This is a genomic window from Moraxella canis, from assembly GCF_034424565.1.
GTDB classification, from domain to species: Bacteria; Pseudomonadota; Gammaproteobacteria; order Pseudomonadales; family Moraxellaceae; genus Moraxella; species Moraxella canis.
In genome coordinates, this window is record NZ_CP139961.1 from 332,122 (window position 1) to 354,486 (window position 22,365).

The window sequence follows — 22,365 nt, forward strand, 5'->3', positions numbered from 1 at the left end:
GTATTTTTATGATAATTAAGCTGTGATTAAAGATGGATTATATTGATAACACAAAAAATCCTGCAATCATGCAGGATTTTTTTTGTCTTATAATTACCAAGCCTGTGCCAAAGCAGATAAGGTGCCTTTTAGCATGGCCGATACGGTGCTGCTACAAGTACCGATGCCTGAATAGATTTGTCCATCTACCGACAGTTGAATATAAGCAGCAGCAGCGGCATCCGTTTGATTATCAGTATCTCCATCCTTGCGAGCTGCTTTATCGATGGCATGCTCAGCATAGTTGGTGACATGAATTTGCTTACCTGTGGACTTGACCAACCCATCAATGAAGGCGGATAAGGCGCCATTACCTTGACCAATCACTTCGAACACCTCTTCAGGCGCAGCCACTTGACCTTGGAAGCTGACATCGCCGCCTTTATTACTGATGGTGTAGTCACTTAGGCGGAATTTGTCTTGTTCAAGATACGCTTGGGTAAAAATTTCAAGCAATTCATCGGTTTTTAGCTCGCGTGCCATGCTTTCTGCTTGAGCCTGCACCACGCGGGCAAAGTCAATTTGTGTCCAGCGTGGCAAATTAAAGCCATAGTGCCGCTGCAAGATATAGGCAGCCCCGCCCTTGCCCGACTGGCTATTAATCCGCACCACATCTTGATAGCCGCGACCGATGTGCATCGGATCGATGGGCAGATATGCCACATCCCAATGCTGCTCAGTCTCAGGATGTTTTTCGTTATAATCCAAGGATTTTTTGATGGCGTCTTGATGTGAGCCGCTAAATGCAGTAAAGACCAATTCGCCGACATAAGGATGGCGCGGATGTACTGGCAAATTATTACACTCACTGACGATTTGCACAATTTCACTGACCTGACTAAAATCAAGCTCAGGATCGATACCTTGGGTGTACAGATTCATCGCCATGACCAAAATATCCATATTACCCGTGCGCTCGCCATTACCCAGTAGCGTGCCTTCGATGCGATCCGCGCCTGCCATCATGCCCATCTCAGAGGCAGCCACCGCACAGCCGCGATCGTTGTGCGTGTGTAGGCTGATGATCACATGGGGGCGTGCTTTGAGATGTCGGCAAAAATATTCCACTTGGTCAGCATAGATATTTGGCGTCGATGCCTCGACAGTGGCAGGTAGGTTTAAAATCACCTCTTGCCCATTTTCAGGCTGCCAGACTTCACAGACAGCGTCACACACTTCCACCGCGTAATCGGTCTCGGTTTGGCTAAAGCTTTCTGGCGAATACTGAAACACCCACTGTGTGTCTGGATAATTTTTCGCCTTATCGCGCAGCATGGTCGCCCCATCGATGGCGATTTGTTTGATTTGCTGCTTATCCATTTGATAGACTTTATCGCGCTGAACTTTTGAGGTAGAATTATAAACATGCACAATCGCGCGGCGCGCACCCTGCAGCGCTTCAAAAGTACGGTCAATCAAATGCTCTCGCGCCTGCACTAATACCTGCAAGGTCACATCATCAGGCACATGACCTTCTTCAATCAAGCGACGCGTAAAATCAAACTCAACTTGCGCCGCTGAAGGAAAACCAATCTCAATCTCTTTAAAGCCAATATCCACAAGCAATTTAAAGAATTTTAATTTTTGTTCGATATTCATCGGATCGATCAAGGCTTGGTTGCCATCGCGCAGATCAACACTTGCCCAAATCGGGGCTTTGGTGATGGTCTTATCAGGCCAAGTGCGGTTTTCAAGCTTAGGCGCAAATGCAAATGGCTGATATTTATTAAAATCAAATGCCGGATTTTTTGGGGTAATGTGTGGCATAAAAGCTCCAAAAAGTGAATTGAGTTTTAAATATTAAATGTTTTAATGGCTAAATTTTATCAAAGAAAGTATAGCAATTTTTACTTATTTTTGCACTCATTTGCGGATATTTTAGATGATTGTACTAAATATATGATAATATATAGTAAAAATAACCATAATTTAGGATAATTTGAATGAGTACTCCCAACGAACAAGTCATCTTAGATACAACTGACCAAAAAATACTGCGCATACTCACCACCAATGCCCGAGTATCCATCGCAGAAATCAGCGAACAGATTAATCTGTCTGCCACACCCACCATCCGCCGCATCAAGCGACTTGAAGATGCCGGCGTCATCACAGGGTATCACGCCGCCACAAATCCTGATGCGCTTGGCTATTCTTTGTCGGTCTATGTGGCGGTGAGTATGGATAAGCACACCGCCGAGCGCTTTTGCGAATTTGAAAACCAAATTCAAAACTTTGATGAAGTGGTCAGTTGTAGCGTCGTCACAGGGCGCAGCGAAGATTATTTGCTCAAAGTATTGGTCAAAGACATGCGCCATTATGAAGAATTTTTGCTACATCGGCTAAGTAAGATTGACGGTGTCAGCCAGCTGCACACCAGTTTTGTGCTGCGAGAAGTGTTGAATCGCTCAGCCGTTTAATATGATCTAAATTTAAATCAATTATCCTTAGTGTACCATCTCAATGATGCGGTGGCATATCGCGCTTTGGACAGATCCATCATGGCTAATTATCATCATAGATGTATGATAAGTTTGATTGATGTGCCTAAGTAGCTTGAGCAGCTGAGCGATGGCGATACGGTCTAACATCGCTGTCGGCTCATCTAAGATCAGCAGCGAAGGCTTGGCAAGTAATGCACGCACCAGGCACACACGCTGACACTCGCCCCCCGATAGCTGATCGGGATAGCGCTTTAGTATCTGTTTTGGCAGCTGACATTGTCCCAACAGCTCATCAATCATCTGCCTTGCCTGATCATGATCGGCTAAGATCGCTTCATTGAGGCTTTGCTCGATGGTTAGGTTTGGATTTAGGCTTGCGCGTGCATCTTGCATGACCATCTGAACACGCCTGCGAGCCTGCCTAAGCGCACGCCCTGATAGCTGATACAAGGTTTTACCCTCAATACTCATATCACCTTGGACAACCAAATCACTATCTAAGCGCGTGATCGCTTTTGCCAGTGTTGTCTTGCCGACGCCTGAGCGCCCCATGATACCAACAATCTCACCTTGATGGATGCATAGGCTAAAATTTTGGATCACTGGCTGTTGGCGCACCCACCAAAATGTGCGATATCCCACACTCACATCACAAAGCCTAAGTACGGCGCGCTCACTGCTGATTGGGATAGGTTCACCATAATCAGCCTCGAGTAGCCGAAGCGCGATGGGCATTTGTAGCACATCTTGAGCTGCCCCAAACTCATGGTGCGCGCCTTGATCATCATAATCCATGGCAAGCAGCCAATCGCAGCGGTGCTCAATACTGCCTAAATCATGGCTGATCAAGATGAGCGCGATGGATCTGTCTTGACATAACTGGGTCAATAACGCCAAAATTTCATCTGTTAAGTCAGCATCCAGCGCCCCTGTCGGCTCATCAGCAATGATCAGCTTAGGCGACATCGCCAATACCAAAGCGATGCTAATCCGCCGCGCCTCACCGCCTGATAACTGATGCGGATAACGCCCTAAAAATGATGCTGGATTTGGCAGATGGACTTGTTCAAGCAGCTCAAGCATCACAGATTTGCGCGATTTTTTGGGGGTATTAAGCCGACTTAAGACAACATCAAAGTGTTTGGCGATCGTATGAATTGGGTTAAATGCCGCTTTGGGTTCCTGAAAAATATAGCCAATCCCTTGACCTCGAATGGGCAAAAAGGCTGTTTCATCACCTTGTTTAGATAGCAAAATTGGCTGATCTTCTAAGGCGGCAAACCTTGCCTTAGCTTGAAATTCAGGCGACAGCAGCCCTAGTAGCGACAGCATGACAGAGCTTTTGCCGACGCCTGAACGACCGACGACGCCCAAGATTTCGCCAGCCGACAGCGTCACTGTCAAGCCACAGATCAGCACACGATCGCCTAAGCTTAAGTGATAATCTTGAAGCGCCAAAATAGGCAGATTATTTGGGTTTTGCTCATCTGGCAAGTGCATTTCTTAAGCCTTCCCCAATGAAAATCAATAGCGACAAAACCACTGCCAAAGCGACAAAACCTGACAAAACCAAATGTGGCGCATCCAGATGGTTTTTACCTTGTGCCAAAAGCTCGCCAAGGCTTGCTGAGCCCATCGGCAATCCCAATCCCAAAAAATCAAGGGTGGTTAGGGCAGAAATATTAGCCACCATCACAAAAGGCAGTTGTGAGAGCACCAGTAAAAATGTACTGGGTAAAATGTGCCTATAAATAATCACCCACGCAGGGACACCCAAATTTTGGGCGGTGAGCACATAATCCAATCTTCGTGACTGCAAAAAATGCACCCGAGTCAGCGAAACCAGCGACAACCAACCAAAGCTTAGCAGCAATAAAAATAGCACCGTCAATGAAGGCTCAAAGATACTTGCCAAAATGATCATGACAAACAGCTGCGGCAGACCAATCCAAATCTCGATGAGCCTTTGACCGAATAAATCGGTCAGCCCACCAAAATAGCCCATCAATAAGCCTGCAAGCACCCCAAAAATGCTGCCAATCAAAGACAGTCCTATGCCAAATATCAGCGATATACGCAGCGCATAAAGCAGCCGTGCCAGTACATCTCGTCCTACCTGATCTGTTCCCAGTGGATGCGCAAAGCTTGGGGCGGCTGGGTGCGGCATCTGCGCATCCAGCACCAATGTCTGCTCACCGTACTTTATGAGCGGCATCCACACATCGCCATTTTGACGGATTAATTTTAATACTGCAGGATCATGGTAATTGGTCGGCGTTTCAAAGTCGCCCCCAAATCTCGTCTCAGGATACGCCTGCAACATGGGCAATAAATGCTCGCCTTGATAATGCACATACAGCGGCTTATCATTGGCGATCAGCGGGGCGCATAGTGATACAATCAAAATCAGCACAAATAAACACAAAGAGACCAAAGCAAGCTTCTGAGCATAAAACTTTCGCCAAATAATTGCGATTCGGCTGATTGGCTGATTTTTTGTGGGTAAATCATCTGGCAAATGATGCATCAGACAGCCTCAAAGTCCACTCTAGGATCAATCATGCGATACAGCACATCAAAGATGAGCTGCACCACCATTGCGATCAGCGTAAAGATGTATAAAATACCAAACATCAATGGATAATCTCGCTGCATCACCGCCTCATAACCCAAACGCCCAATGCCATCAATACCAAAAATAATTTCAATCAAAAAATTCCCCGAAAACAGTACACCCACTACCGCCATTGGTAAATGCGACATCACGGGCAGCAGCGCATTTTTGAGCACTTGGGTGTAGATGATTTGAGTCCGTGTCAATCCCCGCGCCTGCATCGCTTGAACATATGACTTATCAAGCTCTGTCATCACACTAAACTTGGTCAAATAAGCAATACCAGCAATAGAACCAAGACTACCAGCAAGTACTGGTAAGCTTAAATGCCAAAGCAAATCTTTAATTTTGCCAATCCAGCCAAGCTGCTCAAAATTTGGGGAAACCACGCCCTGAATAGGGAAAATTTGCCAACCGCTCGAACCAGCCAATAAAACCAGCAAAAGCACCCCAAGCATAAATACCGGCAAAGCATGTAGTACCGCCAAAACCGCCGTCAACACAGAATCGCGCAACGACCGATGATGGCGCACCTTGTACAGTCCAATCACAATTCCAAAACCATACATCACTATCAGGCTCAAAACTCCCAATAAAAGCGTGATTGGCATTTTTTCTATAATCAGCTCAATCACCGCCCTACCCTGAAAAAAAGATTCGCCCAAATCAAAGCGAGCAAAATTTGACATCATCAGCCAAAAACGCTCAATCAAAGGTAAATCATAGCCAAAGCGAGCGTTCAGCTCTGCAAGCATCTGTGGTGATAGACCGCTCGCCCCTTGATAGTTGATATTGGCAAGCGCAAAACCCTGAGCAGCTAGGGCTTGTTGTTCATTTTGGATTTTGGTCAGCTGATATTCCACCGGTCCACCGGGCGCCATCTGAACGATGATAAAATTAATACATAAAATCACAAACAAGGTCGGCAGCATCAGCCCCAAACGCTTTAGAACATAACGCATTATCACCCCGTCAAATGACTGTACAGAATATAAGTACCAATGGCGATCAGCATCAGCCCGCCCAAGACCATTGCGCGATTACCAAAATGTGCACCAAGTCGCTGCCCCAAAGTAAGTCCCAGTGTCGCCATGATAGTCGTCGCAGCACCAATCAATGCCGCAGCCAGCCAAATATTCACCTCCAAAAACGCAAGCGAAACACCAACCACGGTTGCATCAATACTCGTGGCGATGGCGGTAATGACCAGCCAAATGCCGGTTTGTGATGAAGACTCAGCGCTTGGTTCGCCCGTCAGCCCTTCATAAATACAGCGCACACCCAAAGCGGATAATAAAATAAATCCGATCCAGTGATCAACACTTTGCATCCATTGATGCGCCAGACGACCCATCACCCAGCCTATGATGGGCGCAATCGCCTCCACCAAGCCAAAGACCAATCCTTGACGCAGCGCTTTGGCGAGCGTCATATCACGAGTCGCCACGCCTTTGGCAATCGCCACAGAGAATGCATCCATCGACATACTCAATGCCAAAATGATCAGCGCAATCAAACTCATAAACCAGCCCTTGGGATAATGATTTTATCTCTCATCACTGATTAAAAATTGTTTTTCTTTTCGCGCAGCCATGTAAATACCGACAGCGCAGCATCTTGTGCCAAATGATGCTTGGCAGCAAATTCTTTGGCTTTTTGGGCATCGCACGCTTGCAAAAACACATTGATTTTCCGTTCGTGCTCAAGAGTCACAGGCAAAGACATTTTACCTGCTTGGCGCAAGGTTTTGACTGCTTGGGTCGCCTGATCGATCATCGGCTGAGCATCATCAATCGCCACACTTTGAGCAAACTTAAGATTTGACAGCGTATATTCATGCGCAGGATAAAAAACCACCCCATCATCCATCTCATTAAACCTACGCATACTCTCAAACATCTGCGCCATCGTACCTGTGAACACTCGCCCGCAGCCTGCACTAAACAGCGTATCACCACAAAAGACACGCGTTTTTTGGTCAATATCCGCCACATAGCTTAAGTGACTGTCTGTATGCCCTGCGGTGCGCCAAACTTTAAAGGTCAGACCAATCACGCCAAATTCATCACCTTCATCCACCAAATTGACAAAAGACAACTCTTTAAAGCCGTGCTCTTCATGCGCATACAAAGCACAGTCTTTATAAACATTCAAAATCTTACGCACGCCACCTGTATGATCATCATGATGATGCGTCACCAAAATGGCACTGGCTATCAGCTGATGCCTGTTCAAATAATCAAGCACTTCTTGGCTACTGCCTGGATCGATGATGATCGCCTGGGTGTCATCATGAATCAGCCAAATATAATTATCCTCAAAAGCTGATACCGCTTGAATCTGATAATTTTTCATCATTACACCTTAACTGTATTCAAAAAATTTTATTGAAAATTATTCATACCACCAATAATCCAAACCGATGCTGCTACTGGGCAGACGGTCGGGATGGTGATAGTTATTATAATACAACACATCAGTGGTTGTTTTGCCATACCAAGGGATCATATACTCCCCCGCCAGCAGCAGCCGATCGAGCACTCTGGCATGGCGCACGATATCCGCCCGAGTGTCCGCTTGAGTCAGCCGATCGATCAGCTGATCAATGGCAGCACTTTTTATACCGATGGTGTTTTGATTGCCAATTTCATCGGCGGATGCGCTACCCCACAGATATGCCTGCTCCGCCCCTGGAGCATTGCCCTGCATAAACCGATCAATAATCATATCAAAATCATAATGCCGCTTACGATGAATATAACTGGCATTATCCACGCGTCGCAAGCTGGCTTGAATACCAAGCCGCTTAAGATGAGTAATATATGGCAAAATGATAGCCTCATACTGATCATCCGCCAATAAAATCTCGATACGCACAGGCTTTCCTGACGGATCGATCAGATGACCTTGCCGATAACTAAATCCTGCCTGCTCAAGCAGCGCTTTGGCTTTTAATAAATTGCTGCGATTAATGCCATCGTGGGTAGAGATGGGCTGTTTTGGCACGCCAATTAGCGCGGATTTTTCGTCATCATTTAAGGGTAAGCTGGATAAAATTTGGCGCTCCATCTCATCGGGTTGACCTTTGGCTTGGATTTCAGAGCCAAAAAAATAGCTGTTTAATCGCTCATACTCGCCATATAAAAGCTGTGCATTCGTCCATTCAAAATCAAACGCCAAATTCAGTGCGCGGCGCACGCGAATGTCTTGAAATAGCGGCTTTCTAAGATTCATCACCAAGCCCTGCATCAGCACGGGATTATCATTTGGGATAGCAGCTTTTAAAATCCCATGGGCAGCTTTTGGCTCAAAAGTCGCCCAGCGCTTGATATCATTTTCGATACGAAATCGATAAGTGCCTGATTTAAAGCCTTCAAAGGCGATCGCTTCATCAGCAAAATACACATATTCAATGGCATCAAAATTAAATCGCCCTTGATTGACCATGATATCTTGCCCCCAATATGACGGGTCTTTGATATAGCGGATGCGGCGTGAAGGCTCTACTCGGTCTAGGCGATAAGGACCGCTGCCCATGAGCGGCGTTAAGCTGATTTTATCAAAATTTTGAATGATATCATCACGCGCAAATACTGGCATCAAACCGACCGTCGCCCCCAAGTCAGTCGGCGCCGAAGGCGTAAAGTAAAATTTAACCTGATGGGTGTCTAGCACCTCGATCGCCTCAATGCCTGACAAAAACGCCCGCCAAGACATCAAGCCTTTTGATAAGATGGCTTGATAAGTCGCTTGCACATCATAAGCCGTCACCGCACTACCATCCCAAAATCGGGCGTCTGGATGAATGTGATAAATAATCCAGCTGCGATCAGTTGGATCAAAGCTCACCTTGTCAGCCAGCTGTGGATACAGCACAAAGGCTTCATCAAGCGAGCCTGCCATCAAAGTGTCGTACAAATAAAAGGTGCCCGCCGCTGGCACTCCTTGATCAATGAAGCTATTTAGACTATTAAACATGCCAATCGCTGCCATCGACAGGGTGCCACCTTTGGGTGCATGAGGATTGGCGTAGGGTAGATGCTTAAGATGAGCATATTGGGCACTATTATTAAACGCCAAAGCTGTCTGAGTCTGCAGCCGATCGGTTAAATGACTGTCGCGCCGAGCTTGGCTAAGCGGTGCAGGATCAAGCGTATTTAAAAAATCTGGTTGGACATTTAATGATTTGGTATCCGTATCTTGAGATACCGACTGGTTGGTTTTATGATTAGAAGAATGATCATCATGGTAGCCACAGCCATATAAAGCCACCATGAATACCAAAAACCACGAACCAAGCCATGCGATTCGTGGTTTTTGACAAACTCTAAAAGCCAAGCGCATCAATGATCAGCCGTGCTTACGCTCAAACTCTGCCATAAATGCCGTCAGCGACTGAACTTGTTCCAGTGTGATGGCATTATAAATGCTGGCACGCATCCCACCCACCGCACGATGGCCTTTTAAGTTTAGTAAGCCTGCTTTTTTGGATTCTTCCAAAAACAACTTATCCAAACTGTCATCCGCCAAATGAAACGGTACATTCATGATTGAGCGATATTTTGGATTGACTTTATTATCATAAAAATCGCTGCCATCGATGGCGGCATACAGAGCATCTGCCTTAGCGCGATTGACTTTAGCGATCGCTTCGACACCGCCTTGCTCAAGCAGCCACTCAAACACCAGTCCTGATAAATACCAGGCATACGTCGATGGCGTATTGAGCATAGAGTCATTGGCATGCTGATTTTTATAACTCATGATCATCGGGCACCATGCGCTGGCTTGATCTAATAAATCTTTACGAATGATGACCAAAGTCAAGCCTGCTGGACCGATGTTTTTTTGGGCGCCTGCATAGATGACACCAAATTTATCTACCGAAATCGGCTCAGATAAAATACACGATGACATATCCGCGACGATGGGCGCCTCAACTGTCGGCACATCAAACATCTGAACACCATGAATGGTCTCATTTGGGCAATAATGAAAATAGCTTGCACCTTCGGTGAGCTGCCAAGTGCTTGGATCTGGGACATCGCTAAACTGTGTTTCGCTGCCTGTTGCGACCAAGTTAACTTGACCAAGACCTAATGACTCATAGCGCTTGGCTTCTTTATAGGCTTTATTTGACCATGTGCCCGTCTCAAGATAATCCACCGTCCCGCCGTTCATCAGATTTAAGGGGATTGCTGAAAATTGCAGTGACGCTCCGCCTTGCAAAAACAGCACAGCATATTCATCGCTGATGCCCATGAGTTGTCGCAAATCAGCTTCGGCTTTTTGAGCCATCTCAATATAATCCGCACCACGATGGCTAACCTCCATCACCGATGCGCCAAGACCTTGCCAATCAAGCATCTCAGCTTGAGCACGCTCAAGGACGGCGGTTGGCATGGTGGCAGGACCAGCACAAAAATTTGCAAAACGAGTCATATTATTATCCTTAAAAAAGACGCCATAAATCATCATAGTATATCATGAAAATTTATGGCATTTGACGGTATTTAAACATTTCATCAGTAAATATCCTCAAAAAAGGCTTCATTATTTTTCATAAGCGATCGCTTAGGATGACAAGATCAAAGCTTAGTAGCTTTTCATTTAACTGACAAATTTGCAAAATCATTTTCTATTTTTGCAGGCATTTTTGCACTATTAAATTATGACAATTATGTTAAAATTTCACGCTACTTAAGTCGCCAGTCGATGACTGATTATTTAAAGTCTAGACCAGCAAAAATACAGCGATCAGACTGCACCATGTATAAGATGAAGAAGCCAATTATCAGCGCTATGATCACGCAGTAAGGATTTTAAGATGATTTTTAGACATAAACACATGAGTACTGATGGGTGGTTTTGGGTTTTGTTGTTGTGCGTGGCGGTGCTGACTGTACCATTTGCGCCCTATTTGCCAAGAATTTGGTTTGATGAATATCAGCTAATTGAAAATCTACAATGCCTGCTGCTGATTTTGGCAACTTTTTGCTCGTTTTATCTGTCTGGTAATCGCTTGAGTCAGATGGATCGATGGTTGTGGCTTGGGGTGGGCATGGTATTTTTATTGCTTGTCATTCGCGAAACCAATATGCTGCGCGGAGTGTTATATCCTGTTGATGCGAGTTGGTTTGGTATCAGCAATCGCACTTATACGCATTTTGTTATGGGCGTGATCGGTCTGACTGCGCTTAATTATCTGATCAAAGGCAAAGCTCAGCGATGGATCCCAAAAGGCGCAAGCTTTAGATTGATGCTTCTATCTGGCATTGTTTTATTATGGCTACAATATATTGGCGAGCACGGATGGCTAAATTTGGGCGATCTGGGTATCATTGTCGAAGAAGGCAGCGAGCTTTTGATGTATGTCGCGATGTGGGTCGGTGCTTTGATGTATGGCAAGCCCAAGCCCAAGATCGGTCAGGCTCTTGATACCTCATCACGCCATGCTCACGGCGAGCAAATACCTATCAAGCAAGGTGAGCTTGACTGCGGCGGCATTTTCAAAAAGCCTTGTCATTAACATCCTGATTTTCTCAGATTGATGACCTAAATAGACCAATTCTGTATTGATTGGTCTATTTTATAGCGCTAAAACTATCCATCAAATTCATCATTCAGCGATGCAGCGCTTGCCAAAATGCTTTTTTTGCCGCGCCATCTAGCAGCATTTGGCTGATTTGATGGTCGCTAATAAGCGTCAAATTTTGAATGCTCTCTAAATTCAGATAATCAGGCAAGGTTGTCAAAGGCGCAAGGTATTTCACCTGACCAGATTCGCGCATACACCCAAAAATAAATCCTCTAAGACTGACATTTGCCAAAGACACAGAGTTACTTTCAGGGTCATCCTCAAATAATGGATAGTCAAATTGTCTACTGATTAATGAAAGCTGATGCTGCTTTGCCTGACGAGTCAGTGACTGATGCAAAGACAGCCAAAGCTCACGCCCTGCCGTATCCAAAGCATCGACATCAACCATAATCATCCAGCTTCTATATATCATGACTTTCACATGATATTCAAGCACCCTAGCCTTCGGCTTAGATTCAGAAACCAGCTGATCTGCCTCCAAAATATCGTCATTCGGCAGCGATTTCGGCTGTGATGTTTTGGCTTGTTGGGTCTTGAGTAGGGTATCGATCACCTGCTTTGGATTGCGCCCAACTGGTGTTGGGGCTGTCTTTGGTTGGGGATCCAAGCTTTGTATGATCGGTGGTATCGGCACTTCTGACTTCGGCGACAGCGACTGATGGGCAGGCGGCTGCATGGATGATATCGACAAATCAGAGCCTTTGACATCAGCGCCCTCCATAGATGCGCCAGACCAAGACGGCAGAGTCATCACATCAGCATGTCTTGGCACCCACATAGTGATGCCAAGTTCAGTTAAGATGTGACGATTTTGAATAAGGCGCGTTGGCAACATAACTTATACCGCTGAAGATTAGCCAATTATTATAGCGTACTTTTAGGCAAGACATAACGACAAACAGAGTTCGCCTCGGAAAATTGAGCCCCCCATTTTCTAAAGCCCTGGGTATCCAAATGGATGGCGCCTGTGGCGTATAAACCTAGCCCAAAATTGCGGTTTTCGCCATGATCTAGCCAATACTGGCATAAGCGATTTTGAAGATCGTACAATGCTTGGCTTTGTATTTCAAAGTCAGGCACCCAAATATCAATGGCGCCATTGGTCAAATGCTTACTCATTGGCGCGCCGCCAGCGCAGTGGTTGAGCTCAGGATTTCGATACACTGAGCGAATTTGCGTATTGTCTGGCAATATACCCCTGCTTTTGAGATCTTGATATAACAGCAATGTCGGTACAATCTTATCCCAAAGGTGTGCAGGCGGCACCTGATAAGGTTCATGACCGCACGCCTGCCATGAGCGCGCAGTCGTTAGCAGCTGACTCATAGGCGGCACATGATCGCCAAATCTTGATCGCAAATACGCTTGATAGCTTGCTACCTCTTGCTCGGCGGTGCGATGCGTCTGCAGCCAAGTCTCAAAATGTGTCTGTAGCCCCACATCACTCACAGATTCATCATGCTCATGCGTGTGCTCGCTCGTTTTGGCTTGAGTGATGACCACCGACGGCTTTTTTATCGGTGCTGCTTGCGGTTTGGTTGGTGTGGGCGTGTTGCAGGCTGCCAATGTACTTATGATAAGTATAAACAAAAAGCATTGATTCAAATTTTTCATCAATTCACCGCCAAATTATTTGATCCATCACCGACAGGATACTCGATTGCTTGAAATTTAGCAAATCAACCCCATATTATAAAGGTATTATTGATAATATCAATAATAAATACCTATTTGAAATTAAAGTTTGGTGCCATAGTGACTTGGATTAATATTTTTCTAAGATGCGATTTTTAGAATATTTATCCATATTTTGTACAAAATTTGATCAATATCCGCCAAAACAGCGAATAATTGACCTTGTAATTTCAAAAAATAGTGCTAAGATAAGGTATTTGATGCGCACTACATCAATGAGCATTTTCTTTTATTAATTTTTATTGATACTGCATTGATCTTTTGAAGTGGTATTTTACATAATGTTTTGACTCTGATTTGTGCATACTTTGCTAAGTATGTTCCGATTTTTCAATCATTGTCAGAGTTTTCAATACTAAAGGTGTAACCATGAAAACAGTGAGCAAATCTTTACTTGGATTGGCGAGCATTACTTTAACCGCAAGTTTAAGCATGAATGCGCAAGCCGGCAATAATCCTGCCAATATTGACAATGTGCTACAGCAGCTCACCACGCAGCATAATAATGCATCAAGCTTGGTCAAGTCAGCGCGTCAGCCTGCGTCTTTGGCGCTTAACAGTCCAATGATTGCTCAATCTGCCAAATCCAAAAAAGCTGATGAAGACGTTCCTGTGCTTGATCGCTTGACAGCTGTCGCTTCAAGCACTGTCAATAAGTTCAAGCAAAATGGCATCGCTTCTTGGTATGGTCGTCAGTTTCATGGTCGTAAAACCGCCAGCGGTGAGACTTTTGATATGAATGCCCTAACCGCAGCGCACAGCAGCCTACCAATGAACTGCTATGTCAGAGTGACCAATCGCGATAATGGTAAATCTGTGGTAGTCAAAATCAATGATCGCCCTAAGACCAATCGTGTGCTTGATTTGTCTTATGGTGCTGCACAAGCCATTGGCATGACTGGCAATGTTGGCAATGTGACCATTGAGCGTATTGACTGATCATCTAAGCGATATAGATACCTAAAACCGGCTACTTCAGCCGGTTTTTTGATGTTGATTTGGCAAAAGTTAAATGATAACTTACCCAAAAGACATGCTTAATACCGAATGGCGGTTAAAATTTGCTGTTTTAGGGTTAAGTATTCGGTGGATTGATAAAAGTCTTGCTGCTTAGGGATCAAAAAGTGGTGCGTAAACACCGCCGGCGCCCCTTTTAATACATAAACTTCATCCGACAAATAAATCGCTTCATCAATATCATGCGTGATGATCAGACAAGTCAGCTGATTGACTTGGCGAAACTGTCCAAACCACTCATGCATATCCGCCTTGGTCACAAAATCCAAGGCAGAAAATGGCTCATCAAGCAGCATCAGTTCGCTGTTAGACAGATAAGTGCGAAGCAAAGCTGCCCTTTGGCGCTGACCACCAGACAGCTGATTGGGATATTTTGCTACCAGTCCATCTAGCCCAAAAATCGCCAAATTCGGCTGAATGTGCGCTGCGATCTCTTGCTTGGTTTTGTGCGATAGCACCAATGGCAGAGCGATGTTATCATACACCGTCTTATAGGGCAGTAATAAGTCTTTTTGAAGCATATAGCCCACATGCCCAGCTACGCCTGTAACATCGTTGCCATCGATCATCACTTGCCCATATTTGGGATGGATCAGGCCAGCGGCGATATTAAATAGCGTGCTTTTACCGACGCCACTTGCACCGACGATGCTGACCACACTGCCTTGGGCGACTTTAAGATTCAGACCATCAAATAATGGCGTCTTTACCTTCGTGGTGAAAGCGTGACCGATGTTTTTGAATTCAAGCTTTGGGTGCATGAGCGATATATTACTGGGTCAAATAATCATTGGTCACGCCTGCTTTTGGTGTGAATTCATCCATCAAGCCTTTTTGATAAACCCAGTTAAAAAACCGATCCCAGCGATCATAGTCAAATCGCCCCCAATCGCCTTGCTCGTCAAGATATTGCGGCGAGATATACGCTTGGCTTTTTTTGGCAAGTTCTACATTAATCTCTGGAGCATGCTTAACTAAGATGTCGGCGCTTTCATCTGGATGGTGAGCGGCATAGAGATAGCCTTGTTTGATCGCTGCCAAGGCTTTTTTGTACTTTTCTGGGTTGTTTTTTAAAGCGTCATTATTTGCAATTAATAAAGGCGCATAATAATCAAAAACTGGATCAGCGTCTTTTAAATAAAAAAAGTTCGTATCCACACCCTTGATGCCAGCATGAATGCCATCCCAGCTATAATACGCCATGATGTAGTCAAACTGATTCATGCGTAGTGCAGTCGTCGCGTCGGTGGATTCGCCAGGGATCTTATTCAGCGGTGCACCGACAACCTGCTCAACCACGGCATCATCGACAGGATCTTCCCATGTTGAGTAGCGTTTGCCCTGCAAATCTTGGGGTGTACCTGCGCCAAGCTCGGCTAGCGATAGCAGACCTGCACTACTGTGCTGAGTGATCGCCGCCACAGCCGTGATTGGCTCGCCTTTATTCAGGCGCTTAACCATGTTCGGCTGAAAATAAACGCCAAAATCTGCGCGTTTATTTGCAACCAAGGTTGACGTGCTGTCTTCGCTTGGCTGTACGATCTTGGCATCAAAACCCGCTTCCTTGAAATAACCTTGATCAAGTGCGACATACAGCCCTGTATGATTGGTATTTGGCACCCAGTCTAGCGCAATGATCAGCTCTTGAAGCTTTGGCTCATTGCCTGATTGATCTTTTGAGCACGCATTCAATGACAAGCCCAAAACAGCTGCCAAAGTCACACCAACCAGTGGTCGAAAACTGAACATTTTCATTATTATTCCTTATATTGATAATCAAGCGCGCGACGCTCCAGCCATTTGACCAGTGCGATCAGCGCCAATGTCAAAAAACTGATCAAAAAAATCACGGCAAACATATTGTCAAGCTCATAGGACTTACGCACTCGGGTCATATACACACCCAACCCATGATAGCCCCCAAGCCATTCTGCCACCACCGCCGAAATCAGGGCATAGCTGAGCGCAACTTTCAAACCTGTAAAAAAATATCCCATTGCCGAGGGAATCTTAAGATGACGATAAGTTTGATAGGCATTGGCTTTCATAGAGCGAAATAAATTCAGCTCATCTGCACTGACAGAGCGATAGCCATCAAGCAGCGCAATGGTCATCGGAAAAAACACCGACAACACCACCAAAACCACCTTGGGCAAGATACCATAGCCAAGCCAAATGACCAAAAGCGGCGCGATAGCGATGGTCGGAATGGTTTGATTTAGCAGTATCAGCGGATACACACTTTGGCGAAAACCGCGCGACAAATCCATTAGAATCGACAGCACAAAACTTAATGCCAAACCAATGATAGTCCCGATAAAGGCGGTGGCTAAAGTATATTTGGCATGATGTGCCAACAGATTGGCATCATCGATGAGCGCCTTTAGGATTTGCCAAGGACTTGGCAAAAGATAATCTGGCAGCACGCCGACTGCCACCACGAGTTGCCAAAGCGCTAAAATGATCAGCACTAAGCTGTATTGGCGAATCAGTGTGATCACATGACGCATAATTGGGCTACATAAAGTAAGATAATGCGTTATTTTAGCACACCCGCCCAACTGTGAAAACTTAATTCTTAATGCTGACCAAAACACTTATCAAAGCTGCTTGCCTATCCATCTACTGATCTCACACGGCAAAAGCTGATGATAGCAAAAAAGCAGACAAGCCCAACGCCACGGTTTTTAAAATTAAACCTTGGCAAGCTATCTTTACCAAGGTTAAGCCATATCATCGCTGGGCGTTTCTTAGGGATTCTAACTCCTGAAAGAGCCTTTCAATCTGCGCGCTTTGTCTTGACTGATCGGGTGGGTTTTGCGCAGCTTGGCTGAGCGTTTCTGAGCTGGGTCGCTCGGATAATACTACCTGCAAGGTCATCGGTATTTGGTCGCGTATGATCTCAACAGTCATCTGACTGCCAGGTGCCTTACGCGCGACGATACCGATCAGCTCATTGGCATTGGATATTTGTACATCATCGATACGCACTATCTGATCGCCAGCTTTTAAGCCCGCACGCTCTGCTGGGCTGTTTTGCCAAACTTGATGGACGACGACACTTGAGCTGCTCTCGATACTGGTGGGATCATCTGTCATTCGCGCCATCTCGATACCCATCCAGCCGCGGCTCACTTTACCTGTGGTGATGAGCGATGTCATGATCTGCTGGACGATTTGATTAGGAATGGCAAAACCAATACCCATCGAGCCGCCAGACCGCGAATAAATTGCCGTATTAATTCCAATCAAGGCACCATTAGCATCGACCAAAGCGCCGCCGGAATTCCCTGGATTGATTGCTGCATCTGTTTGGATGAAATCTTCAAAACTACTCACGCCGATGCCAGCGCGCCCTGTCGCAGAAATGATGCCTTGGGTGACTGTTTGACCAACGCCAAAGGGATTGCCGATTGCCAGTGACACATCGCCCACACGAATCGGCTCGGCGCGAAATGCCATTGGCACAAGATTATCAAGCTCAACTTGAATCACCGCCAAATCACTGTCTTCATCACTGCCGATGACGGTAGCATGTGCTTTACGGCCATCATTAAATGCTACCGTGATCTCGTCAGCACCCTTAATCACATGGTGGTTAGTGACGATATACCCCTCGCTAGACACCACCACGCCCGAACCCAGATTAGTGCCCTGGTGCGGCACGCCGCCATAATAACGCTCCAAAAACTGCTGCAATACAGGATCGTTTGAATAAACTTGGCTGCGCTCACTTTGGGTGGTGTAGATATTCACCACGGATTGAGCAGCTCGGCTCACCGCCTCATGATATGAAGCAATAGGGGCTGGTGTGTCAGGATGTACTCTTGTACTGTCATCAGCGATGGTGGGCTGCCACTCCTGTTCATTGGGCGCACTCACGGCAGGCATCTGTTCTGATGGCTTGGTTACCACGCCTGGATTCATCACCAAATAGCCAATAATAACCGCAAATACAGCCAATAAAAGCCATGAAACAATCAGTAAAACGCCGATGCCTGACTGATGATGAAAACGCGTATTTGTCTGCATATATACCTTTAAAAAATTATGCTTTATTGGGTGTTGGGTGGGATCACGGCGAGATTTTAGCACACAAATATTACCCATTTATTTGAGCGCTGTTGAATAATGCTAATAAAATTCACCACAGTTTGGCAACCTATCAGAGTAAATATATCATCTGCACAAGCCGCTGATCAATAATGCGCCCTAATCAAGGCGTCACTGGCACCAGATCCAGACCTGTCGTCTCATCAAAACCAAACATGATGTTCATATTTTGTACCGCTTGCCCTGCCGCACCTTTGACCAGATTGTCTTGCACCACGATGATCGTTAAGACATCCAAATCGTGATGAATACTGATACGCAGCTTATTAGATGCTCGAGCCGAACGCGTATCAGGGAATACGCCTTTTGGTAGCACATCAATAAAATAGTCATCTTGATAAGCGCGCTCAAAAATCTCCTGCCAATTCAAAGCTGCACCCTGATCACTCAAAGGAACATGAATGGTGCTCAGCATACCGCGAATCATAGGCACCAGATGCGGTACAAAACGGATTTTGACTGGGAATTTTGCTGATAAAATCTCATTCACGCCTTGCGCGATCTCTGGCGTATGACGATGTCCTGTCACACCATAGGCACTAAAATTATCTGCCGTTTCAGCATAGCTGATCGACAGCTTACCTTGTCTGCCTGCACCTGAGATCCCCGATTTGGCATCTATGATGATGCGTCCATCAATCAGGGCGTCAGCATGGGTATTCATGGCGTCAATCACTGGCTTAAGACCCAAAATTGCCGTCGTCGGGTAGCAGCCTGGATTGGCGATTACTTGAGCAGCAGCGATGTGCTTGCGATTGACCTCCGGTAAGCCATAAACCGACTGTGATAAAATCTCTGGGCAAGTGTGCGCCATGCCATACCACGCTTCAAAATCATCAAGCGACTGCAAACGAAAATCCGCACCCAAATCAATGACTTTGACGCCCGCTGCCACAAGCTTGGGAGTATGCGCCATCGCAACCCCATGCGGCGTCGCAAAAAATACCAAATCACACGCCTTTGCCATCTGATCCATGACAGCGTCCGTCATGTCACTGAAGACCACATCGCACACGCCGCGCAAGCTTGGGAAAATCTCACTGACAGCGCGCCCTGCTTCACTTCTTGAAGTTAAATACTGAATACTTGCGTTCGGATGACGACTTAAGATTCTAAGAAGCTCGACGCCTGTATAGCCTGTTCCACCAACGATGCCGATGTTGATTGTTTGCCCAATCGCGCGCATGACTCCACCCCTTAAACTATTAAAAATTAATTTGTCATCTTAGCTGAAACACGCCTGAATTGCAAATCACTGATCAAAGATGGATCGATTATTTTAAATGAATAATGACTGCATAAATTGAGTATTGATTGATAAGTATGCGTCATAAATTTGTGATACAATCAAGCCTTATTGATTATTTTTATTTTTATAAACATATCACAACCAATTAATAATATCTAAAAGTTTATCAAACAAGGAGCAAAACATGAGTTATCGTGACGAAACCTTAGCCATTCATGCAGGCTATCATCCTGAGCCGACCACCAAATCTGTGGCGGTGCCGATTTATCAGACCACTTCTTATGCCTTTGATAATACGCAGCATGGCGCGGATTTATTTGATCTGAAGGTGCAAGGCAATATCTATACGCGCATCATGAACCCAACCACCGCAGTGCTTGAGGAGCGCATCGCAGCCCTTGAAGGCGGTATTGGCGCACTTGCGCTTGCTTCTGGTATGTCTGCCATTACTTATGCCATCCAAACCATTGCTGAAGCAGGAGATAATATCGTCTCGGTGTCACAGCTGTATGGCGGGACTTATAATTTATTTGCTCATACCTTGCCAAAACAGGGTATCCAAGTTCGCTTTTTTGATGGTAATCATCCCGAAAGTCTGCGTGATAAAATAGACGACAAAACCAAGCTTGTCTTTTTGGAGTCTATCGGTAATCCTTTGGGAAATATTGTGGACTTAGAAGCTGTGGCGAATATTGCTCATGAATATGGCGTGCCTGTGGTCGTCGATAATACCGTCGCTACACCAGTGCTACTAAAGCCTTTTGAGCATGGCGCAGATATCGTCATTCATTCTTTGACCAAATATATCGGTGGTCACGGTACAAGTGTCGGCGGTGCCATCATTGATAGCGGTAAATTTGCTTGGGGTGATTATCCTGAGCGATTCAAATCGCTAAATACACCCGACCCAAGCTATCACGGCGTCAATTATGTCGAGGCGCTGGGTGCGGCTGCCTACATCGCGCGTGCTAGAGTCGTACCACTACGCAATACTGGCGCCGCCATCAGTCCGATGAACGCCTTTTTGATCTTACAAGGCTTAGAAACCTTGAGCCTGCGCATGGAGCGCCACACCCAAAACGCCTTAGCAGTCGCCAAATATCTACAAGAACACCCCAAAGTGAGTTGGGTAAATTATGCTGGTCTCTCCACCCATCCACAGCACGATTTGGCGAATAAATATCTGGACGGCAAGCCTTCGGCGATTTTATCTTTTGGTGTTAAGGACGGTCGTAGTGGCGGCACGCGCTTTATTGATGCCCTGCAACTAATCACTCGCTTGGTAAACATCGGTGATGCCAAGAGCCTAGCCTGCCACCCGGCAACCACCACACACCGCCAGCTCAGTGATGATGAACTTAAAGCGGCTGGCGTCAGCGATGATATGGTCAGACTCTCTATTGGCATTGAGCATATTGATGACTTGATTGCTGATTTAGAGCAAGCCTTAGAGCAAGTATAATGATCAATAAAATCCCCTAAGTGATATACTTAGGGGATTTTGGTATAGGTGATCAAATCTGATAATCGTGCACCGCATCAATAAATACTTTGGCATGTTCAGGATTTGACCACTGCGTGATGCCATGCCCAAAATTGGCAACATAACCTGTTTTATCAAGTACATAAGCATCATCAAGCATACGGCGAACCTCACTGCGTATCATCTCAGATGAACCAAAAATCGTGGTCGGATCCAAGTTACCTTGCAGCGCCTTTTTGACATTTAAGGCGTGCAAAGTATGGCGCGCCTTATCCAAAGGCATTGTCCAATCAAGTCCCAGTGCATCGGCTTGGCTGTCTGCCTGAACATCAAGCCAAAGCCCACCACCTTTGGTGAATAAGACCACAGGCACATCAGGATGGATGGCTTTTAGGCGTGCCACGATATCGCGATTATAAGCATGACTAAATTCAGCAAACTGGCGATGACCAAGCGCACCGCCCCAACTGTCAAAAATCTGCACAATCTGCGCACCTGCCACAATCTGCGCACCCAAATAATCCACCACTGCATCCGCAATCTTAGCAAGCAGTGCGTGTAAAAGCTCAGGTGTGGCATACATCATATGCTTGGTGTGACGAAAATCACGACTAGAGCCGCCCTCCACCATATAAGTCGCCAACGTCCACGGACTGCCACTAAAACCAAACAAAGGCACCTGACCATTGAGCGCCGTGCGAATGCTTGTCACCGCTTTCATGACATAATCAAGCGATGAGTTCATGTCAATCTTTGGCAAAGCGGCAATCTGCGCTTCTGTACGCACCGTTTTGGTCAGCTTTGGACCTTCACCTTCAGCAAAGTACAAACCCAAATCAAACGCATCTGGAATGGTCAAGATATCACTAAACAAGATGGCGGCATCCAACTCAAATCGGCGTAAAGGCTGCAAAGTGACTTCGGTTGCCTTATCGGTATCCTTACATAGGCTCAAAAAATCACCCGCCTGCGCACGCACTTCTTTATATTCTGGTAAATAACGCCCTGCTTGACGCATCATCCATACAGGCGTCGTATCCACAGGCAAGAATTTGAGCGCTCGTAGTAGGCGGTCGTTTTTTAGGGGGGCAAACTGTACTGTCATAACTA

General features: G+C 45.8%; 20 protein-coding genes. 4 read left to right on the forward strand and 16 right to left on the reverse strand.

The features are described 5' to 3' along the window. Window positions 1-93: 93 nt before the first annotated feature. A complete protein-coding gene (gene leuA, locus U0021_RS01440; RefSeq protein ID WP_049235763.1) occupies window positions 94-1,806 on the reverse strand; it encodes a 2-isopropylmalate synthase in 1,713 nt (570 codons plus the stop codon). 176 nt (window positions 1,807-1,982) lie between these two features. Here leuA and U0021_RS01445 point away from each other — a divergent pair, with 176 nt between their 5' ends. Continuing rightward, entirely contained in the window at window positions 1,983-2,459 is a 477-nt protein-coding gene (locus U0021_RS01445) for an Lrp/AsnC family transcriptional regulator (protein ID WP_114800506.1), read from the forward strand. A gap of 27 nt (window positions 2,460-2,486) precedes the next feature. On the opposite strand, the gene U0021_RS01450 is transcribed toward U0021_RS01445, so the two are convergent. From U0021_RS01450 to serC, 7 genes are read right to left on the reverse strand one after another with little or no spacing between them, the layout of a single operon-like run. Further along, on the reverse strand, window positions 2,487-3,983 hold the full coding sequence (locus U0021_RS01450) for an ABC transporter ATP-binding protein (RefSeq protein WP_114800507.1): 1,497 nt from the start codon (window positions 3,981-3,983) through the stop codon (window positions 2,487-2,489). After that, window positions 3,967-5,010, reverse strand: a complete 1,044-nt coding sequence (locus U0021_RS01455; RefSeq protein ID WP_327037530.1) for an ABC transporter permease — start codon at window positions 5,008-5,010, stop codon at window positions 3,967-3,969. Before U0021_RS01455 ends, U0021_RS01450 begins: the two co-directional genes overlap by 17 nt. Then, window positions 5,010-6,062 carry an ABC transporter permease subunit gene (locus U0021_RS01460; RefSeq protein WP_114801091.1) on the reverse strand — a complete coding sequence of 351 codons (1,053 nt, stop codon included), beginning with the start codon at window positions 6,060-6,062 and terminating at the stop codon, window positions 5,010-5,012. The genes U0021_RS01455 and U0021_RS01460 overlap by 1 nt, the downstream gene beginning before the upstream one ends. Further along, window positions 6,062-6,619: a manganese efflux pump MntP gene (locus U0021_RS01465; RefSeq protein WP_114801082.1), complete on the reverse strand. Its 558-nt coding sequence runs from the start codon at window positions 6,617-6,619 to the stop codon at window positions 6,062-6,064. Before U0021_RS01465 ends, U0021_RS01460 begins: the two co-directional genes overlap by 1 nt. A 41-nt stretch (window positions 6,620-6,660) precedes the next feature. Continuing rightward, the gene (gene gloB, locus U0021_RS01470; protein WP_114801083.1) at window positions 6,661-7,452 is read right to left on the reverse strand and encodes a hydroxyacylglutathione hydrolase; all 792 of its coding nucleotides are present in this window, start codon (window positions 7,450-7,452) and stop codon (window positions 6,661-6,663) included. Window positions 7,453-7,491: 39 nt separating this feature from the next. Beyond that, on the reverse strand, window positions 7,492-9,441 hold the full coding sequence (locus U0021_RS01475; RefSeq protein ID WP_114801084.1) for an extracellular solute-binding protein: 1,950 nt from the start codon (window positions 9,439-9,441) through the stop codon (window positions 7,492-7,494). A gap of 6 nt (window positions 9,442-9,447) precedes the next feature. Further along, on the reverse strand, window positions 9,448-10,539 hold the full coding sequence (gene serC, locus U0021_RS01480) for a 3-phosphoserine/phosphohydroxythreonine transaminase (protein WP_078255759.1): 1,092 nt from the start codon (window positions 10,537-10,539) through the stop codon (window positions 9,448-9,450). A gap of 385 nt (window positions 10,540-10,924) precedes the next feature. Here serC and U0021_RS01485 point away from each other — a divergent pair, with 385 nt between their 5' ends. Then, complete coding sequence (locus U0021_RS01485; RefSeq protein ID WP_114801085.1) at window positions 10,925-11,626, forward strand: hypothetical protein; 702 nt, start codon at window positions 10,925-10,927, stop codon at window positions 11,624-11,626. Between the two features lie 94 nt (window positions 11,627-11,720). On the opposite strand, the gene U0021_RS01490 is transcribed toward U0021_RS01485, so the two are convergent. Both U0021_RS01490 and U0021_RS01495 read right to left on the reverse strand, forming a co-directional pair. After that, window positions 11,721-12,533 carry a hypothetical protein gene (locus tag U0021_RS01490; protein WP_114801086.1) on the reverse strand — a complete coding sequence of 271 codons (813 nt, stop codon included), beginning with the start codon at window positions 12,531-12,533 and terminating at the stop codon, window positions 11,721-11,723. A 29-nt stretch (window positions 12,534-12,562) separates the two neighbouring features. Further along, window positions 12,563-13,288 (reverse strand): D-Ala-D-Ala carboxypeptidase family metallohydrolase, encoded by a 726-nt coding sequence (locus U0021_RS01495; RefSeq protein WP_227538744.1) that lies wholly within the window; start codon window positions 13,286-13,288, stop codon window positions 12,563-12,565. A gap of 474 nt (window positions 13,289-13,762) precedes the next feature. On the opposite strand from U0021_RS01495, the gene U0021_RS01500 reads away from it, so the two are divergent. Next, window positions 13,763-14,332, forward strand: a complete 570-nt coding sequence (locus U0021_RS01500) for a septal ring lytic transglycosylase RlpA family protein (RefSeq protein WP_114801087.1) — start codon at window positions 13,763-13,765, stop codon at window positions 14,330-14,332. Between the two features lie 98 nt (window positions 14,333-14,430). Here U0021_RS01500 and U0021_RS01505 read toward each other — a convergent pair whose 3' ends face one another. The 5 genes from U0021_RS01505 to argC all read right to left on the reverse strand — a co-directional run bounded on the left by U0021_RS01505 (window position 14,431) and on the right by argC (window position 19,709). Then, a complete protein-coding gene (locus tag U0021_RS01505) occupies window positions 14,431-15,171 on the reverse strand; it encodes an ABC transporter ATP-binding protein (protein WP_114801088.1) in 741 nt (246 codons plus the stop codon). Window positions 15,172-15,181: 10 nt separating this feature from the next. Continuing rightward, window positions 15,182-16,165 carry an ABC transporter substrate-binding protein gene (locus U0021_RS01510; RefSeq protein ID WP_114801089.1) on the reverse strand — a complete coding sequence of 328 codons (984 nt, stop codon included), beginning with the start codon at window positions 16,163-16,165 and terminating at the stop codon, window positions 15,182-15,184. A 2-nt stretch (window positions 16,166-16,167) separates the two neighbouring features. Continuing rightward, window positions 16,168-16,920, reverse strand: coding sequence for an ABC transporter permease (locus U0021_RS01515; RefSeq protein ID WP_078255684.1), 753 nt, complete (start codon window positions 16,918-16,920; stop codon window positions 16,168-16,170). A gap of 223 nt (window positions 16,921-17,143) precedes the next feature. Next, a complete protein-coding gene (locus U0021_RS01520) occupies window positions 17,144-18,442 on the reverse strand; it encodes a S1C family serine protease (protein ID WP_327037531.1) in 1,299 nt (432 codons plus the stop codon). Window positions 18,443-18,626: 184 nt separating this feature from the next. Beyond that, window positions 18,627-19,709 (reverse strand): N-acetyl-gamma-glutamyl-phosphate reductase, encoded by a 1,083-nt coding sequence (argC, locus tag U0021_RS01525; protein ID WP_114800063.1) that lies wholly within the window; start codon window positions 19,707-19,709, stop codon window positions 18,627-18,629. Between the two features lie 247 nt (window positions 19,710-19,956). On the opposite strand from argC, the gene U0021_RS01530 reads away from it, so the two are divergent. Next, the gene (locus U0021_RS01530; protein ID WP_114800064.1) at window positions 19,957-21,234 is read left to right on the forward strand and encodes an O-acetylhomoserine aminocarboxypropyltransferase/cysteine synthase family protein; all 1,278 of its coding nucleotides are present in this window, start codon (window positions 19,957-19,959) and stop codon (window positions 21,232-21,234) included. Window positions 21,235-21,286: 52 nt separating this feature from the next. Here the strand turns inward: U0021_RS01530 and hemE are convergent, their stop codons facing one another. Continuing rightward, entirely contained in the window at window positions 21,287-22,360 is a 1,074-nt protein-coding gene (gene hemE / locus U0021_RS01535) for a uroporphyrinogen decarboxylase (RefSeq protein ID WP_114800065.1), read from the reverse strand. Window positions 22,361-22,365 lie beyond the last annotated feature (5 nt).

What these genes read in the sequence shown, in the direction of transcription:
- leuA (WP_049235763.1), bottom strand. Translation starts at nt 1,806, where the DNA reads ATGCCACACATTACCCCAAAAAATCCGGCATTTGATTTTAATAAATAT.
- U0021_RS01445 (WP_114800506.1), top strand. Translation starts at nt 1,983, where the DNA reads ATGAGTACTCCCAACGAACAAGTCATCTTAGATACAACTGACCAAAAA.
- U0021_RS01450 (WP_114800507.1), bottom strand. Translation starts at nt 3,983, where the DNA reads ATGCACTTGCCAGATGAGCAAAACCCAAATAATCTGCCTATTTTGGCG.
- U0021_RS01455 (WP_327037530.1), bottom strand. Translation starts at nt 5,010, where the DNA reads ATGCATCATTTGCCAGATGATTTACCCACAAAAAATCAGCCAATCAGC.
- U0021_RS01465 (WP_114801082.1), bottom strand. Translation starts at nt 6,619, where the DNA reads ATGAGTTTGATTGCGCTGATCATTTTGGCATTGAGTATGTCGATGGAT.
- gloB (WP_114801083.1), bottom strand. Translation starts at nt 7,452, where the DNA reads ATGAAAAATTATCAGATTCAAGCGGTATCAGCTTTTGAGGATAATTAT.
- U0021_RS01475 (WP_114801084.1), bottom strand. Translation starts at nt 9,441, where the DNA reads ATGCGCTTGGCTTTTAGAGTTTGTCAAAAACCACGAATCGCATGGCTT.
- serC (WP_078255759.1), bottom strand. Translation starts at nt 10,539, where the DNA reads ATGACTCGTTTTGCAAATTTTTGTGCTGGTCCTGCCACCATGCCAACC.
- U0021_RS01485 (WP_114801085.1), top strand. Translation starts at nt 10,925, where the DNA reads ATGATTTTTAGACATAAACACATGAGTACTGATGGGTGGTTTTGGGTT.
- U0021_RS01490 (WP_114801086.1), bottom strand. Translation starts at nt 12,533, where the DNA reads ATGTTGCCAACGCGCCTTATTCAAAATCGTCACATCTTAACTGAACTT.
- U0021_RS01500 (WP_114801087.1), top strand. Translation starts at nt 13,763, where the DNA reads ATGAAAACAGTGAGCAAATCTTTACTTGGATTGGCGAGCATTACTTTA.
- U0021_RS01505 (WP_114801088.1), bottom strand. Translation starts at nt 15,171, where the DNA reads ATGCACCCAAAGCTTGAATTCAAAAACATCGGTCACGCTTTCACCACG.
- U0021_RS01510 (WP_114801089.1), bottom strand. Translation starts at nt 16,165, where the DNA reads ATGAAAATGTTCAGTTTTCGACCACTGGTTGGTGTGACTTTGGCAGCT.
- U0021_RS01515 (WP_078255684.1), bottom strand. Translation starts at nt 16,920, where the DNA reads ATGCGTCATGTGATCACACTGATTCGCCAATACAGCTTAGTGCTGATC.
- U0021_RS01520 (WP_327037531.1), bottom strand. Translation starts at nt 18,442, where the DNA reads ATGCAGACAAATACGCGTTTTCATCATCAGTCAGGCATCGGCGTTTTA.
- argC (WP_114800063.1), bottom strand. Translation starts at nt 19,709, where the DNA reads ATGCGCGCGATTGGGCAAACAATCAACATCGGCATCGTTGGTGGAACA.
- U0021_RS01530 (WP_114800064.1), top strand. Translation starts at nt 19,957, where the DNA reads ATGAGTTATCGTGACGAAACCTTAGCCATTCATGCAGGCTATCATCCT.
- hemE (WP_114800065.1), bottom strand. Translation starts at nt 22,360, where the DNA reads ATGACAGTACAGTTTGCCCCCCTAAAAAACGACCGCCTACTACGAGCG.